Origin of the sequence: Streptomyces davaonensis JCM 4913 (genome assembly GCF_000349325.1) — a bacterium.
Classification (GTDB): Bacteria; Actinomycetota; Actinomycetes; order Streptomycetales; family Streptomycetaceae; genus Streptomyces; species Streptomyces davaonensis.
Genome location: NC_020504.1, coordinates 4,805,120 through 4,821,171, shown reverse-complemented (window position 1 = coordinate 4,821,171; position 16,052 = coordinate 4,805,120). Strand labels below are relative to the sequence as shown.

Here is a 16,052-nt window from a genome sequence, read left to right as displayed (position 1 = left end):
TCTTCCTCGTGCACGGCTATGGGAAGTTCCGGGGTGCGTCGTTACCCTCCCGCCATGATTCCCACGGTGGTTTGGGGCACGGGGAACGTCGGGCGCGCGGCCATCAGGGCCGTCGCCGCGCACCCGCTGCTCAGCCTGGCGGCCGTGCTGGTGTCCAGCCCCGCCAAGGTCGGCAAGGACGCGGGCGAGCTCGCCGGACTCGGCCGGCGCCTCGGGGTGACGGCGACCGGTGATGTGGATGCCGTGCTCGCCGCAGGTCCCCGCGCGCTCGTTTACGCCGCCTCCGGCGATGTCCGTCCCGACGGTGCGATCGAGGACATCAGCCGTGCCCTCCGCGCGGGCGCGGTCGTCGTCACGCCGTCCCTGTACGGCATGTACGACTGCACGAACGCCCCGGACGAGATCCGCGCCCCGCTGCTCGCCGCCGCCGCGGACGGGGGCGGCGCGCTGTTCGTCTCGGGCGTGGACCCGGGGTGGGCCAACGACGTGCTCCCGCTCCTGGTCAGCGGGCTCGGCTCGGACATCGACACCGTCCGCTGCCAGGAGATCTTCGACTACTCGACGTACGACCAGGAGGAAGCGGTCCGCGGGCTGATCGGTATGGGGCATCCGCTCGACCATCAGCCGCTGATGCTCGCCGAGGGCATTCCGACGATGATCTGGGGCGGACAGCTGCGGATGATGGCGCGGGCCCTCGGCGCCGAGCTGGACGGTATCGAGGAGGCCCTCGAACGCCGGACCCTCGAAACAGACGTGGTCACCGACATCATGGGGGAGTTCGCGGCCGGTACCCAGGGGGCGATACGGCTTGAGGTGCGGGGTCTGGTCGCGGGCGAACCCCGCATCGTCGTCGAGCACGTCACCCGTATTCATCCCGACTGCGCCCCGGACTGGCCCGTACCGCCGGGCGGCGGGGCCGGGGCGCATCGCGTGATCATCGAGGGGCGGCCCCGGATCGAGGTCACGGTCGAGGCGACGGACGAGGGGGAGAACCGGGCCGCCGGGGGCAACGCGACGGCGGCCGGGCGGCTCGTCAATGCCGTCGACTGGCTGGTCGAGGCCGAACCGGGACTTTATGACGCACTCGACGTTCCGCTGCGGCCCGCGGCGGGACGGCTGGGAAAGAGGTGATCATGCGGATCGACATTCCTCAGGGCGCCGATCCCCTCGCGTATGTGTGGGGGGAGCTGGTGCCCGGGATCGGCCCGGCGGCAGCCGCGCTCTCCCTCGCCGTCTACGAGCACACGACCCTCGGCCTGCGCGAGTTCGAGGCCGCCCGGCTGCGGATCGCGCAGCTCAACGGATGCCTGTTCTGCCTGGACTGGCGCACCGAACGCGACGGGGAGAAGGTCGAGGACGGCTTCCTCGACGCGGTCGCCGACTGGCGTACGACGGACTCCTTCGACGAGCGGACCAGGCTCGCCGCGGAGTACGCGGAGCGCTACGCGCTCGACCACCACCACCTGGACGACGCCTTCTGGGACCGGATGACGGCGCACTACAGCCAGGCGGAGATCGTCGAGCTGACCATGTGCGTCGGCTCATGGCTGGCGTTCGGCCGGCTCAACCATGTGCTGGGGCTGGACAGCACGTGCGTGCTCAGCGCACCGGGAACCCGTAGGAGTAGCCCTGCTCCTTGAGCGAGGGCAGGATCCGGCGCAGGGCCTCGACGGTCTGGGCGCGGTCGCCGCCCGCGTCGTGGAAGAGGAGCGTCGGACCGTTGGGCAGCTCCCGCTCGACGGTGGCGACGATGGCGTCCGCGCCGGGCTGCTCGAAGTCCTTGGTGTCCACGTTCCAGCCCAGCGGACGCATGCCCCGGGAGGCGGCCAGCTCACGGCTGTACGGGGTGAAGGCGCCGCCCGGCGCCCGGTAGTACATCGGCCGTACGCCACCGGACGCCTCGGTGATCATGCGCTCGGCGTCGAGGATCTGCGAGCGCTGGTAGGCCTTGGACTGCCGGTCCATGGTCGTGTCGTGGGAGACGGAGTGGTTGCACAGGCGGTGCCCCTCGGCGACCACCTTCTTCACCAGGTCGGGGTGGGCCTCGGCCTGCGTGCCCACGATGCAGAACGTGGCCTTCACGCCGTTCTCCCGCAGCACGTCCAGGACCTGGGGGGTCCAGTTGGGGTCGGGGCCGTCGTCGATGGTGATGTTGACGCCGCGGGCGCCCGCGTCCGAGGCGTGCGCGATGCTCTTCTCGACCGCCTTGACCTTGCGTTCCGGGGAGACCGCCTTCGGCGCCGAGTCCACGGCATCCGCCTGCGCCGACCACACCGAGGCCCCGGTGGCCAGCACCATCACCCCGAGCGCCGCCCCGATCACCTTGGTGTACCAGCCACGCCCCGCACCGTGCCGCGCCATGTCCGCCCCGCTTTCCCGTAGTTACTCGCCCGCCCCCGAGCCGCCTCGCGACCACCTGGCAGGACGAGAAACGGCGCCCCGGGGATCCCTCTGTTGCCGATCACGGACAATTCCGGGGGAGTTCCCGGACAACTCAGCAGCCACCGGCGTCACAGCCCGGCAGGGCAGGACAGGGGGCGTCGGCCGGGTTCGTCCTGCCCTAACCTGTCGCGCATGGACGCAGCGGGGGACGTGGTCGGTGGACGCTTCGAGCTGATCGAGCGGCTCGGCAGCGGCGGCATGGGTACGGTCTGGCGGGCCTGGGACACCGTGCTGCAACGCGAGGTGGCGCTGAAGGCCGTACGCCCCGACGCGGAGGCCACGGACACGGTGCGGGAGCGGGTGCTGCGCGAGGCGCGGGCGCTGGCGCGGCTCAGCAACCCGCACGTGGTGGCGATCCACCAGATCGTCGAGGCGGACCCGCACCCGTGGATCGTGATGGAGCTGGTGCCCGGCGTCTCCCTGCAACAGCGGCTGGACGGCGGCACGTTGAACCCGGCGGAAGCGGCGCGGATCGGCCGCCAGGTGTTGACGGCACTGCGGGTCGCGCACGACGCGGGCATCCGGCACCGGGACGTGAAGCCGGCGAACATCCTGCTCCGTCCCGACGGTACGGCCGTACTCACCGACTTCGGCATCGCCGCCCTCCAGGGCACGACATCGCTGACGGTCACGGGTCAACTCGTGGGTTCCCCCGAGTACATGGCGCCGGAACGCATCCGCGGCCACAGTGACGCACCGGCGTCCGACCTGTGGGCGCTCGGTCTGGTCCTGTACGTGTGCACGGAGGGCGTGAGCCCACTGCGCCGCGCGAACACGCTGGCCACGCTGGCGGCGGTGCTGGACGACCCGGTGCCACCGCCGGTCCGCTCGGGGCCCCTGTCCCCCGTACTCCAGGCCCTGCTCGTCCGCGACCCGTCGGCTCGCCCGGACGCGGCGCAGCTGGACGGCATGCTGGCGGTGGTGGAATCGGGGGCGACGCCGGGGTGGGTGGCGCCCACGGTGACCGCGGCGCCGATGCCACCTCTGCCGCAGGGGGTACCCGGCCCCACGGATCCGCCGACGCGACCGGATGCCACACGTGGGCAGGGGCGAGGCGCCACCCGACCACGCACCACTGCCCTGGTCGCCGCCGCGGCGACCCTGGCGGTGCTGGCGACGACGGCGGCCGTGGTCCTGGCGCTCCGCGCATCGAACGAAACCGGAACCACCGACGACGCCCGGAGCGGCACATCTCCTGGTGCCTCCGCGACACAGGTGGCCTCGCCGACACCGTCACCTTCACCTTCGTCGAGTGCATCGGCGGAACCGACGCGGAGCCCGAGCCCGACAACAGTGACCCCGTCCAGATCCGTACGCCCCAAACCTCCGGCAGCCGGTGGCCAGTGGATCGCCCAGCTCTACTCCGAGCCCTTCTCCTCCGGCACGGCGGCCCGGGACGAACGCCTCGCCCGCATCCGGAAGACGGTGCCCGGTGCGGTGTACGTCCGGAGCAACAACTTCGCCTCGCTCCGGCCGGGTTACTGGGTCATCTACGCCCCGGGCCCCTTCGCCGACGGCCGCGCGGCCCTCAGGTTCTGCGCCGAGCGGGGCCGCACCACGGCCAACACCTGCATCGGCCGCTATCTCAGCAAGAACGCGGCCGATTTCTCCCTCCAGTGCCTGCCCCCGGCGACCAGCCCGACCGGACGGTGCACGCGGCCCGTCGAATAGTGACGTGCGACCCATCGCGCGTCCCCTTCAAGTCCCCGCTTGCGCACACTCGTTCGCGGGTGGCCCGAGCGGTCGGCTACCAGGAGGAAGCGACCACGTCTCCGAAAGTCGCCTGGCTGGAGCGGGAGTTGCCGCCCGAAGGCGCGTCCGCCTATCTCGCGGCCAGGCGCGGTGGTGTCCGTTCCTTCGTTCTGTGGGCGGACGAGCACCGCACCGCCCGGGTCGCCACCGTCTTCACGGCATCATCCGCCAAGGGCGCCACGACCTACCAGGTGATCGGCGCCCAGGGTGAGCCCCTCGGCGCGATCGTGCGCCGTGGGAAGTTCCGCCGGGGCCTTCGCGTCCGCTGGACCGTCAGCCAGGTCGGTCAGGCCGACGCCGTGGGGTACAAGGGGCGGATCGTCTGGTGGTGTGTGTGGTGGCTCTTCTCCCGCATCATCCGGCGCCAGGACGGCAGGACTCCGCTGGAATTCAAGACATCCTTCAAGCGGATGCATCTGCACACTCCCGACGTGGACTGGCGCCTCGGGGCTGCCCTGTTGCAACGGCTCTGGCGCTCCGTCAGCGCATCGCGCTCTTCTCCTGCCACGCGTCCCACGACAGGTTCCACGCGCCGAAGCCGTTCCCGGGCTCGACCACGCCCTTGGTCTCCTTCCCGGAGATCTCGAAGGGGTCGCCGGGCCGTACCTGCTCGTAGAACCAGGCCGCGTTCGCGTCGCTCATCCCTATGCAGCCGGAACTCCGGTTGGAGTTGCCGAAGTAGGCGGCGTTCCACGGTGCGGCGTGCGCGTACATGCCCGACCAGGTCAGCCGCATCGAGTAGTCGACCATCTTGTCGTAGGCGTCACCGAGGCCCACCGTCTCGGAGTTCATGTTGATCGTGCCCTCCTTGGCCATGAGCACGGCGGTGCCGTGCCAGGAGCGCTTGTCGCCGCCGGGGGTGCCGCCGGAGACCGGTATGCGCCGCACCGTCTTCCCGTCGCGCTCCAGGGTGAGTTGGTGGCTGTCGAGGTCGACCTTGACGATCTGCTCGGCGCCGATGGTGAACTCCGTCGTGTAGTCGCGGACGAACCAGCCGCCGTCCGGGCCCGAATCGGTGCCGTTCAGCTCGGCGTCGAGCGTGACCTCGGTGCCGGGCTTCCAGTACTCCTTGGGCCGCCAGTCCACTCGGTCCCGGCCCGACCAGTCGCGGATCCAGCCCCAGGAGCCCTCGGTGTCGTTCGAGGTGGTGATCCTCAACTGCTTCTCGACCTCGGCCTTGTTCTTCACCGGATGGTCGAAGACCAGCGAGATCGGCTGGGCGACGCCGACGGTGGCGTCGGCGCCCGGCCGCCAGTCGACCTTGTTGACCTTGGCAGCCGGTGCCGTGGTGAAGGCGGCCTCGGTCGTTTTCGCGGTGCCGCCCTCGCTTCTGGTCGCCGCCGTCACCTGGTACGAGGCGCCGGGCACGGCCTTGCGGTCGGAGACCCAGGAGCGGCCGTCGGCGGCGACCTTCCCGGCGAGCCGGTGGCCCTTGCCGTCGGTGACCGTCACTGAAGTGAGCTTGCCGCCCGAGGCCTTGACCCGGACCGGCTCGCCCGCCGGGACCTGCTTCCCCTCGGGCGTGACGGTGACCGTGACCGGGCGGTCGTCGGGCTTCTCCTTATCGGCGCCCGAGTCGCCGGGCGAGCCGTTCGACGAACAGGCGGCGAGCGGTGTCAGCAGGGCGGCCACAACGGCGGCCCGGACGTGGGTGCGTACACGGATGCGTGACAACAGGGGCCTCCGGGAGGGGCGGCGAGGTGGTGGATGTCGTGACTGTAGAGCCGGAAAACCCGAGGTCAGCCGTTGTGGAGCAACATGACGGCGACTGGTGCGGAACGGTCATGGTCCGGTCACATTCGCCGGACGGGGCCGTCATGGGCCGCTGTGAATCTCCTGAGTGTCCCCGCGACAGGCCCGGGGAGAAGGAGAGGCCCAGACCGTGTCAGCGCTGCTCGTTCCGCCCAGCCGCTCACGCCGAGCGGGGGACCGTGGCTCCGCCCTGCGCCCCATCACCGCGGAGACCTACCGCGCCTTCCTCGCGTCCCCCGCCGGCGCCGCCCTCGGCGCCGGGTTCCTGCAATGCCCGTCCTGGGCCGAGGTCAAGGAGGGCTGGCGGGCCCAGCTCCTCGGCTGGGGCCCTGAGCCGGAGGCGGGCCAACTGACGGGTGTGGCGTTGGTGTTGCTACGGCAGTTCCCCGGCACCCGTAAGTACTTCGCCTACCTCCCCGAGGGCCCCGTCGCCGACTGGAGCGACCCCGACGTCGACGGCTGGCTCGACCCCCTGCTGGAACACCTGCGCCGCGCGGGCGCCTTCGCCGTACGCATCGGCCCCTCGCCCGCCTACCGGCGCTGGAACGCCGCCCACCTGAAGCCGCTCACCGGGCCGGGCCTGCGCCTCGGCGACGTGCTCGCCAGCGAGGTCGACCCGCTCGGGACCGCCGTGGCGGATCGGCTGCGGTCCCGTGGCTGGCACCGTTGCGGGGACGACAAGGACGGGGACGCCCAGCCCCGGCACGTCTTCCACGTACCGCTGGCCGGACGCACCCGCGAGGACCTGTGGTCCGGGCTCAACCAGGAGTGGCGGCGCAATGTCCGCCGAGCCGAGAAGGAGGGCGTGGAGGTTGTGGTCGGCAGTGCGGCCGAACTCCCCGAGTTCTACCGCCTGTTGGGCATCACCGAGCGCCGCGACGGTTTCCGGCTCGGCCGCTCGCTGGCCTACTACGAGCGCCAGTACGCGGCCCTCAACGCCGAGGAACCGGGCCGGATGAAGCTGTACCTCGCCCGGCACCGGGGCGAGATCCTCGCCGCCCACACGATGATCACCGTGGGCCGCCGAGCCTGGTACCAGACCGGCGCCTCCGCCGACCACCGCCGCGAGGTCCGGCCCTCCAACGCCCTTCAGTGGCGCATGCTCCAGGACGCCCACGCCCTCGGCGCCGACGTCTACGACATGCGCGGGGTACCCTCCACTCTCGATCCAGACGAACGTGCGTACGGACTGCTGCGGTGGAAGCTCGGCACCGGGGGACAGGTCGTCGAGACGTTGGGGGAATGGGAGAGGCCCTTGAGCGGCAGCGCCAACCACACGCTCTACCGCGCCTTCCAGGCGTACCTGAACCGCCGATGACGCAAACGACGCAGGCGGCCGCGAAGCCTGCCTCCGCCGCCCGCGGCAGCGCCGTCATGGCCGCCGGATCCATCGTCTCCCGCGCCACCGGCTTCGCCCGCTCCGCCGTCGTCGCGGCCGCGATCGGCACCATCGGGCCGACCGCCGACGGCTACGCGGTCGGCAACGCCCTGCCCACCATCGTCTACATGCTGCTCCTCGGCGGCGCGCTCAACGCCGTCTTCGTGCCCGAGCTGGTCAAGGCCGCCAAGGAGCACGCCGACGGGGGCACCTCGTACACCGACCGGCTCGTCACGGTCTGCGTCGTCGCCTTGCTGGCGATCACCGCGGCCGCGGTCTGGGCGGCGCCCGCGATCATCGACGCGTACACCGACTACAGCGGCGAACAGGCGGCCATGACCACCGCCCTCGCCCGCTACTGCCTGCCCCAGATCTTCTTCCTCGGGCTGTTCACCCTGCTCGGCCAAGTGCTCAACGCACGCGGCAGGTTCGGCGCGATGATGTGGGCGCCGGTCCTCAACAACCTTGTTGTCATGAGCGTGTTCGGCCTGTACCTGGCGCTGGCCATGGGCGGCGGGGACACCCTCACCGCGACCGAGACCGCCGTACTCGGCTGGGGCACCACCGCCGGAATCGCCGCCCAGGCCCTCGCCCTCGTCCCCGCCCTGCGCGCGGCCCGCTTCCGCTGGCGGCCCCGCTTCGACTGGCGCGGCAGCGGACTGACCCGCCCGATGCGCTCGGCGGGCTGGCTGGTGCTGCTGGTCCTGGCCAACCAGGCCGCCTACTGGGTCACCACCCGCCTCGCCACCACCGCGGGCCTCGACGGCGGCCCCGGATACGGCGCCTACAACAACGCCTACGCCCTGTGGGTCGTCCCGCACGGCATCGTCACCGTCTCCGTGGTGACCGCGCTGATGCCCCGGATGAGCGCGGCCGCCGCCGACGGGGACACCGCCGCCGTACGCCGCGACGTCTCCCACGGCCTGCGCACCTGCGCCGCGGCCGTCATCCCCGCCGCCTGCCTGCTGTTCGCCCTCGCCCACCCGGTGATGGCCCTGGTCTTCGGCTACGGCAGGACCGGCGCCGACGACACCGCCGCCATGGCCGGGATCCTGATGGCGTTCGCGCCCGGACTCGTCGCCCTGTCGGGCCAGTACGTGCTGTCCCGCGCCTTCTACGCGCTCTCCGACACCCGTACGCCGTTCCTGCTCAACCTGGTGATCGTCACCCTCAACGCGGGACTGTCCCTGGTCGCCGCACACCTGCTTTCCGCCCGCTGGGCCGTGACGGGCATGGCGGCGGCGTACTCCCTGGCGCTGTGCGCGGGCTGGGCGCTGACCGCCCGGGTGCTGAGCCGCCGCCTCGCCGTCGTACGGCCCTTGCGCTCGTCCCCCGTCGGCGCGCACGCCCGGCTGCTGCTCGCCGCCGTCCCCGCCACCGCGCTCGGCCACCTCGCAGCCGTGGGAACCGAGTCGGCGGGGCCGGTGGTCTCCACGCTTGCCGGTGCTACCGCCGTCATCCTCACCTTCGCCCTGCTCGCCCGCCCACTGCGCCTGGCCGAACTCGACGCGCTGCTCTCCGGTCTGCGCCGCAGAGCGGCCCGGGCCCGGACCTGAACCGCATCCGATCCCACCCGATCCCGGGCCCTGACCACCACCGAGGGAGAACCGCCGATGTCCCGCGTGCTCCTCATCGAGGACGACCCTTCCGTGCGCGAGGGGGTCGAACTCGGTCTGCGCCGCCGCGGCCACGAGGTACGGGCGGCCGCGACCGGCGAGGCCGGACTCGCCGCCATGGCCGAGTTCCGCCCCGATCTGCTGCTGCTCGACCTGATGCTCCCCGGGATGAACGGCGTCCAGGTCTGCCGCCAGGTCCGCGAGCACAGCCAGCTGCCGATCATCATGCTCACCGCGCGCGGCGACGACTTCGACGTGGTCATCGGCCTGGAGGCGGGCGCCGACGACTACATCGTCAAGCCCGCCCGCCCCGAGGTGATCGAGGCCCGCATCCGCGCCGTCCTGCGCCGCCTGGACGACAGCGGCCCCGGCCGCCCGGCCATCGAGCTCTACGGCGAACTCACCATCGACCGGGTCGGACTGACCGTCACCAAGGCCGGCCGACGGCTCGCGCTCGCCCCCTCGGAACTCAAGCTCCTGCTGTACCTCTCCGCCGCCCCCGAGCAGGTCTTCAGCCGGCAGCAACTGCTGGAGCACGTCTGGGAGCACAGCTTCCACGCCGACGCCCGGCTGGTCGACGCCTGTGTCGCCCGGCTGCGCGGCAAGATCGAGGAGGAGGCCGGCAGCCCCCGTTACGTCCAGACGCTGCGGGGCTTCGGCTACCGCTTCGGACCGCTGTGATCGGCGGCCCACGCCCCCGCCGGTTCCGGGCGTTCGGCCTGCGCACCCGGCTCCTGCTGGCCTTCCTGCTGGTCGCCGCAGTCAGCGCGGGCACGACGGCCGCGCTGACCTACCGCGAGGCCCGCAACGCGCTGCTGGAGACTGCCCAGGACACGGCCGTCTCCTCGTTCCGCGATCAGGTGCAGCAGAGTGCCTTCGGGCTGCCCCTGCACGGCGGGGCGGGCCTGGAGGAACTCCTGCGCGGCATCGCCCGCAAGGGCAAGCCGCACCCCTGGGTGGTGTTCGCCGAGTACGGCTCGCTGCGTGCCTCCTCGGGCGAGAATCCCGTCTCCACCGTCATCACACCCGAACTGCGCCGCACCGCGCGGGCCAACCCCAACGGCAGTTTCGAGCGGGTCGTCAAGGACGGCGTCCCCTACCTGACCATCGCCATGCCCATGGTCTTCAAGACCGGCCCGGACGACCTGCTGCCCAGCGGACTCGTCCTGTACGCCGTCATGCCGCTGACCGACGAGCAGACCAACGTCGACGCCCTCCTCATGGCCGCCCGGGACGGCGCCCTGCCCGGCCTCGTCGTCGCGCTGATCCCGGGCCTGATCGCCGCCCGCAGCGTGCTGCGCCCGGTCCGCGAACTGCGCCACGCGGCCCACAGCATGGGCAGCGGACAGCTCGACACCCGGATCCGGGTACGCGGCAGCGACGAACTGGCGGACCTGGCCCGCACCTTCAACGAGTCGGCGGGCCAACTGGAGCTCTCCGTACAGCAATTGCGCGAGGCCGGGGAACGCGCCCGCCGCTTCGCCTCCGACGTCTCGCACGAACTGCGCACCCCCCTCGCCGGAATGCTCGCCGTCACCGAGGTCCTCGACGAGGACGCCGATCGTCTGGACGCCGACACCGCGCGGGCCGTCCGCCTGGTCAGCGCCGAGACCGGGAAGCTCGCCGTGCTCGTCGAGGACCTGATGGAGATCTCCCGCTTCGACGCCCGCGCGGCCGAGCTGAACACCGACGAGGTCGACGTCGCCGAGGCCATCCGCAAGAGCCTGGAGAGCCGGCACTGGACCGACGACCGGGTCGGCGCCGACCTGCCCGACGGCATCCGGGCCCGGCTCGACCCGCGCCGCTTCGACCTGGTGATGGCCAACCTGGTCGGCAACGCCCTGCGGCACGGCGCCGCGCCGGTGACGGTACGGCTGCGTACCGTGGCCCTCCCCGAGGGCCCGCCGGTACTGATCATCGAGGTCATGGACAGCGGCCCCGGCATCCGCCCCGAGACGCTCCCGCACATCTTCGATCGCTTCTACAAGGCCGACGCGGCCCGTACCCGCTCGGCGGGCAGCGGCCTGGGCCTGGCGATCACCCTGGAGAACGTACGGCTGCACGGCGGCACGATCCATGCCGGGAACCTGCCCGGGGGCGGTGCCGTCTTCACCGTGGAAATACCGCTTCACGCGGAGGAGGCCGGGGGATGAGGCGTGCGCGGAGGCGCCGGAGAGCGGCGGCCGTCGCCCTCGCGGTGGCGATGCCGCTGCTCGGCGGCTGCGGCATCCAGGAGACCGACGTCATCGAGGCGGGCGGTCCCGCCAGCTTCCAGGCCTTCTTCAACCGGGACTACGACGTCCTGCTCTTCTTCCGTGCCCCCGACGGACGGCTGAGCCCCGTGGTGCGGACGGTCGGCTCCGTGGAGGCGACGGAACCGGTGCCGACGGAGCGGGCCGTCCTGGCGCTGCTCGACGGCCCGAACGACGAGGACCGGGCCGTCGACCTGTCCACCGCCCTTCCGGAGGCCGGCTCCACCCCGACGATCGAGGTCGACCCCTCCGCGGACGGCAAGGTCGGCACCCGCCTGCCCCTGGCGGTGAAGGGCCTGAGCAGCACCGCTCGGCGCCAGCTGATCTGCACGATCGCCTACAGCCAGGACCCGGGCGGCCAGGTGGTCGTGGAACTGACCGGCCAGGACGGCGCGACGTGGTCCGGCACCTGCGGGCTCGGCCTCAAGACCTCGTGGTGACGTCGCCCGTTCGCCCATGAGGCGGTTCAGGGCGATTCAACCGAGAATGAGGGAGGCGGTCCGCGCCGAGCGTCGAGCTTCCCGGGGTTGTGAGATGACGACCGACGAACTGGCATCCCTGGACGACGACAGTGCCCCGGCGCAGGAGGCGGTTGCCCTGCTCCGGGTGGCGGAGGGGCTGAAGACCGCCTACCCCGCGCTCCCCCCGGAGGCCGTGGACGCGGCCGTCGCCTCGGCGCACGAGGCGTTCCACGAGGCGAGGATCAGGGCCTTCATCCCGATCCTGGTCGAGCGCCGGGCCCGGATCCTGCTCGGCGCCGTCGACCGTGACGCCACCCGACAGGAAAGCGAGCCCGGTCGTCAGGACCGAACGCATTGCGAAGCTCATTGAGCCTCCGCAGAGACCGCGCGCGACGGGCACGAAAAGGGAGACGAACCCGGGCGAACTCCTTCCGGCGACACCGAAGCCCTTCACCTCCCCGCCTGGACCAAGGCCCTCGGCCGGTGCGGTGTCGCAGGCCTGATCTACCTGCTGATCTGCGCCGTGAGCATCATCAGTCGCGGCTTCGCGGGGCTGGGCAGCGACGCGGCGCACACCATGTTCGCCTTCGCCGCGCACCCGTGGGTCGGGCTGAGCGTCGGCATTCTCGGTACGGTCCTGATCCAGTCGTCGACCACGACGACGGCCATCGCCGTCACCGCCGTGGGGTCGGGCGCGCTGCCCATCGAGGGCGCGATCCCCATCATCCTGGGCGCGAACGTCGGCACCACCGTGACGACGAGCCTGGTCGCCCTGACCTTCATCGGCGACCGCACGGAGTTCCGCAGGGCGCTGGGCGCCTCGACGGTCCACGACTTCTACAACTGGCTCGCGCTGCTGATCTTCTTCCCGATCGAGCTGCTCTGGTATCCGCTGAAACACATCAGCGGGACGCTGACCGATGCGCTGTACGACACGGACTGGCTGCCGAACCCGGCCCACTTCAACTTCATCAGGGCGGCCACCAGACCGGTGGAACACGGAGTGATCCAGTTGACCTCGCACGTCAGCAGCGCACTGGGTCCGCTGTTCACGATCCTGATCGGCGCCCTGCTGATCCTGGTCGCCGTCCGCTACCTCGGAACCCTCCTCAAACTCCTCATGGTCGGCAGGGCCCGCGACATCCTGATCAAGGCGGTCGGCCGCAACGCCTACCTCGCCATGGCGTCGGGCATGGGAGTGACCGTCGTCACCCAGTCCTCGACCATCACCACGTCCGTCCTGGTCCCCTTCGCCGGAACGGGCATCCTGACACCGGCACAGGTGCATCCCGTGGTCGTCGGCTCCAACCTCGGCACCACGTTCACGGTGGTCTTCGCGGCGTTCGCGGGGGTCGGCCAGGACGCGAAGATCGGCCTCCAGGCAGCCTTCGTCCACCTGATCTACAACCTCTTCGCGATCATCACGATCTACGTGATCCCCTTCCTGCGCCCCGTACCCCTGTTCTGCGCCGAGCGCCTCGCACGCGTCGCGGCCGAGCACCGCTGGGTCCTCGCCGTCTACCTCGGCACCGTCTTCATCGCCCTGCCCGCCCTGGTCATCGTGCTGGTGGGGGTGGTCTGAGAGGAGCCGGAGACCTACTTGGGCGGCAGGCTCGCGGCGAAGGCGCGTCCCTCGTCGAGCCAGGCGCCGAGCGTGCCGTCCTCCGCGACCGCGGCCCCGTCGACCACGACCCAGCCGCGCATCGGCCGGCCGGTCATGTCGAAGACGCGTGCGCCCGGCCGGGCGAGGGCCGCGTCGGACGCGTCGGGGCCGACCCGGACCATGAGGTCGTCACCGGTGACACCGACGGCCATGTTGCCCTCGTACAGGAACGCCACCCCGCCGAACATCCGCTTCTCGGTAACGGCCGGGTCCGCACCGAGCCGTTCCCGGATCCGCTCCGCCAGCCCTTCGTCGTACGCCATCGTCGCCTCACCTCCGCCCCGGCGGACCCGCCTCGAAGGCCCGCCACGCAACGAGCTTGCGTCTTCTCGGCAGCGGTCGCCACCCGCGGGTACGTCATGACTCCGTAAGGCAGCCGGAGCCGCGTCGGACCGGGGCAAACCGGAACGCGCGCGAGACGCTGCCCTCATGACAGCCACACCAGCACCCGGCGCGGACGCCGAATACCGCTTCGACGACCTGACCGCCCTCTACATCAACTGCACCCTCAAACCGTCCTCGCAGCTCAGCCACACCCAGGGACTGATCGACAAGAGCGCGGAGATCATGATGTCGCGCGGCGTCACCACGTCCGAGATCCGCGCCGTCGACCACGACATCGCCCCCGGCGTCTACCCGGACATGACCGAGCACGGCTTCGCCGTCGACGAGTGGCCCGCACTGTACGAGCGGGTGATGGCCGCGGACATCCTCGTCCTCGCCGGCCCGATCTGGCTCGGCGACAACAGCTCGGTGACGAAGCGGGTGATCGAGCGCCTCTACGCCTGCTCCGCGCTGCTCAACTCACAGGGGCAGTACGCCTATTACGGCCGGGTCGGCGGCTGTCTGATCACCGGCAACGAGGACGGCGTCAAGCACTGCGCGATGAACGTCCTCTACAGCCTCCAGCACCTCGGCTACACGATCCCGCCCCAGGCCGACGCCGGCTGGATCGGCCCGGCAGGTCCAGGACCGTCGTACCTCGACCCGGGTTCGGGCGGCCCGGAGAACGACTTCACCAACCGCAACACCTCGTTCATGACCTGGAACCTGATGCACCTCGCCGCCCTGCTCAAGCGCGCGGGCGGCGTCCCCGCGCACGGCAACCAGCGCTCGCAGTGGGACGCGGGCTGCCGCCCGGGCGCGGACAACCCGGAGCACCGCTGACGCGGTCGGACCGGTCGTGCGACGCACACGCGCCGCGTTGACGCGTCGCCGTCACCGACGAACTGACGGGCACCTCTCCTGACCGGCCGGTTCACTCCGGGTGGGGGCGCGAAGGGGGCGTGCCCGGCAGGGTTCCGGGCCACGCACGCCGCTTCGAGGCCCTCGCCGCCAACGACTTGGTCCCCATCCAGGTCGTCGACCTGACCCCCGACACGATCCCGTACTGGGGACTTCGCCTGAAGTCCTCGGTCGCCACCGGCATCGAGGACCCCTTCCTCACCGCCTGCAAGGAGGCCAGCTTCCACTACCTCCTGATCGCCGCCGACCGAGTCTGACCCCGACACGAAAGCCCCCGGCTGCTGGTGTTGCGGTACCTGGCTGCCGTACCGCAGGATCCAAAACAAAGGGGGGTGACCATGGAACGGCATGTGCTGGAATCGCGGTTGGCCGGTGATGACGAGGCGTCCGTGGCAGCTTTGGCCACGCTCCGCAGCGGCGCCACCTACTGGGTGGGAGACCGGGCACAACCCGTAGGTCGGCATGCCGGAGTCTTCACGCGCCGTCTTCAGCGCTTGCGGATGCTCGGAATCGAACCTCTTGGGCTGGAACGAGCAGTGCAACTCATCCGCGAGCAGGGCCGGCCCGTGCGCACCGGGATGATCAATTCTGCCGACCGGACATGGACCACCCTGCTCTTTCTCACCGAGGACGGCAGCGCACTGGTGGCCTGCGCCGGCTGGCCACCGCCGCGGGTCGTCAGGGAGCCACCGCTTCAGGAGTTCGATCCGGGCCCGGTCCGACACTTGCGGTCGAACTGAAGGGCCGGCCCCATGCTGTCTCCGACACCGACGACCGCGTTGCAGGAAGCACTTGTTCGACTTGTCCTGCGCCAGGAGGTGGCCGATGCCGTCGCCGTTCAGGTCACCGGGGCCTGACTGATCGGCGTCCTGGTTCCCGCCGTTCCCCGTGGTTCCCCGCACGATCGGGCACGTGTCTGGCACGGGATCGGCCGTCCGATCTGTACGTCTGTCTTGAGCCGCGGCTTCGTCAGAGAAGCCAACACGCAAGGTACAGAGGGGGGTTGAGGTCTGGACTGTGGTCAAAGGCGGTCGGCTTGCGGCAGGATTGCACAGCACTGACAAGGTCGAAGTCGGGTTACCCGCGACCTCCCAGGGAAAGTTCTCGAGTGCATCGCAGTGAGTCGGAGGAGGCTGCTCATGAGCGGTACATCACCGTCGCGTCACGACGGGACGGAGCCAGGGCCGCCGCCCGAGCGCGGCTCCGATCGCTTCAGCGACGATCCCCCTGATCCCCTTGCCTCGCTGCTGGCCAAGGTCAACAAGGGGGAACACATATCGACTCCCGGAGACAGTGCGGGCGGCGAAGACCGCGACTCCCAGGACGAGGAATGGCGGGAACATGATCGCCGCGGCCCATACGCGCAGGGGCGTCGCCGGAGGAACTAACGCACAGCGCGGAGTCCCCGTCTGCGGCAGCGCAGGCGAGACGATGTGATCGGTGCTCCTCGAGCAGAGCGCGCAGCGCGTTCACGGCGGCCTGCGCCACGCG

General features: G+C 71.1%; 15 protein-coding genes and 1 pseudogene. 13 read left to right on the top strand and 3 right to left on the bottom strand.

All coding sequences use genetic code 11. The annotated features are described in order from the left end of the window. Positions 1-54 precede the first annotated feature (54 nt). Entirely contained in the window at positions 55-1,131 is a 1,077-nt protein-coding gene (locus tag BN159_RS21225; RefSeq protein WP_015659054.1) for an NAD(P)H-dependent amine dehydrogenase family protein, read from the top strand. A 2-nt stretch (positions 1,132-1,133) separates the two neighbouring features. Continuing rightward, entirely contained in the window at positions 1,134-1,640 is a 507-nt protein-coding gene (locus BN159_RS21220; protein WP_015659053.1) for a carboxymuconolactone decarboxylase family protein, read from the top strand. Here BN159_RS21220 and BN159_RS21215 read toward each other — a convergent pair. After that, the gene (locus tag BN159_RS21215; RefSeq protein WP_015659052.1) at positions 1,600-2,361 is read right to left on the bottom strand and encodes a polysaccharide deacetylase family protein; all 762 of its coding nucleotides are present in this window, start codon (positions 2,359-2,361) and stop codon (positions 1,600-1,602) included. The genes BN159_RS21220 and BN159_RS21215 overlap by 41 nt on opposite strands. A 213-nt stretch (positions 2,362-2,574) precedes the next feature. Between BN159_RS21215 and BN159_RS21210 the strand changes: the two genes are divergently transcribed. Beyond that, the gene (locus BN159_RS21210; RefSeq protein ID WP_015659051.1) at positions 2,575-4,113 is read left to right on the top strand and encodes a serine/threonine-protein kinase; all 1,539 of its coding nucleotides are present in this window, start codon (positions 2,575-2,577) and stop codon (positions 4,111-4,113) included. Positions 4,114-4,674: 561 nt separating this feature from the next. Here the strand turns inward: BN159_RS21210 and BN159_RS21205 are convergent. Then, positions 4,675-5,868, bottom strand: coding sequence for a L,D-transpeptidase (locus tag BN159_RS21205; protein ID WP_015659050.1), 1,194 nt, complete (start codon positions 5,866-5,868; stop codon positions 4,675-4,677). Between the two features lie 208 nt (positions 5,869-6,076). Between BN159_RS21205 and BN159_RS21200 the strand changes: the two genes are divergently transcribed. From BN159_RS21200 to BN159_RS21170, 7 genes are all read left to right on the top strand, one after another. Continuing rightward, positions 6,077-7,264: a lipid II:glycine glycyltransferase FemX gene (locus BN159_RS21200; protein ID WP_015659049.1), complete on the top strand. Its 1,188-nt coding sequence runs from the start codon at positions 6,077-6,079 to the stop codon at positions 7,262-7,264. Beyond that, complete coding sequence (murJ, locus tag BN159_RS21195) at positions 7,261-8,880, top strand: murein biosynthesis integral membrane protein MurJ (RefSeq protein ID WP_015659048.1); 1,620 nt, start codon at positions 7,261-7,263, stop codon at positions 8,878-8,880. Before BN159_RS21200 ends, murJ begins: the two co-directional genes overlap by 4 nt. Positions 8,881-8,937: 57 nt before the next feature. After that, positions 8,938-9,621, top strand: coding sequence for a response regulator transcription factor (locus BN159_RS21190; protein ID WP_015659047.1), 684 nt, complete (start codon positions 8,938-8,940; stop codon positions 9,619-9,621). After that, positions 9,618-11,093, top strand: a complete 1,476-nt coding sequence (locus tag BN159_RS21185) for a sensor histidine kinase (protein ID WP_015659046.1) — start codon at positions 9,618-9,620, stop codon at positions 11,091-11,093. Before BN159_RS21190 ends, BN159_RS21185 begins: the two co-directional genes overlap by 4 nt. Beyond that, positions 11,090-11,632 carry a hypothetical protein gene (locus BN159_RS21180; protein WP_015659045.1) on the top strand — a complete coding sequence of 181 codons (543 nt, stop codon included), beginning with the start codon at positions 11,090-11,092 and terminating at the stop codon, positions 11,630-11,632. The genes BN159_RS21185 and BN159_RS21180 overlap by 4 nt, the downstream gene beginning before the upstream one ends. A gap of 94 nt (positions 11,633-11,726) precedes the next feature. After that, the gene (locus BN159_RS21175; RefSeq protein WP_015659044.1) at positions 11,727-12,023 is read left to right on the top strand and encodes a three-helix bundle dimerization domain-containing protein; all 297 of its coding nucleotides are present in this window, start codon (positions 11,727-11,729) and stop codon (positions 12,021-12,023) included. A gap of 129 nt (positions 12,024-12,152) precedes the next feature. Further along, the gene (locus tag BN159_RS21170; protein ID WP_331712340.1) at positions 12,153-13,235 is read left to right on the top strand and encodes a thymidylate synthase; all 1,083 of its coding nucleotides are present in this window, start codon (positions 12,153-12,155) and stop codon (positions 13,233-13,235) included. 14 nt (positions 13,236-13,249) lie between these two features. Here BN159_RS21170 and BN159_RS21165 read toward each other — a convergent pair whose 3' ends face one another. Further along, on the bottom strand, positions 13,250-13,579 hold the full coding sequence (locus BN159_RS21165) for a TfoX/Sxy family protein (protein ID WP_015659042.1): 330 nt from the start codon (positions 13,577-13,579) through the stop codon (positions 13,250-13,252). Positions 13,580-13,745: 166 nt separating this feature from the next. Here BN159_RS21165 and BN159_RS21160 point away from each other — a divergent pair, with 166 nt between their 5' ends. From BN159_RS21160 to BN159_RS21150, 3 genes and pseudogenes are all read left to right on the top strand, one after another. Continuing rightward, complete coding sequence (locus BN159_RS21160) at positions 13,746-14,483, top strand: flavodoxin family protein (RefSeq protein ID WP_015659041.1); 738 nt, start codon at positions 13,746-13,748, stop codon at positions 14,481-14,483. A 152-nt stretch (positions 14,484-14,635) separates the two neighbouring features. After that, positions 14,636-14,818, top strand: a pseudogene (locus BN159_RS21155) (methyltransferase); the annotation flags it as partial. Positions 14,819-14,899: 81 nt separating this feature from the next. After that, positions 14,900-15,301, top strand: coding sequence for a hypothetical protein (locus BN159_RS21150; RefSeq protein WP_015659039.1), 402 nt, complete (start codon positions 14,900-14,902; stop codon positions 15,299-15,301). Positions 15,302-16,052 lie beyond the last annotated feature (751 nt).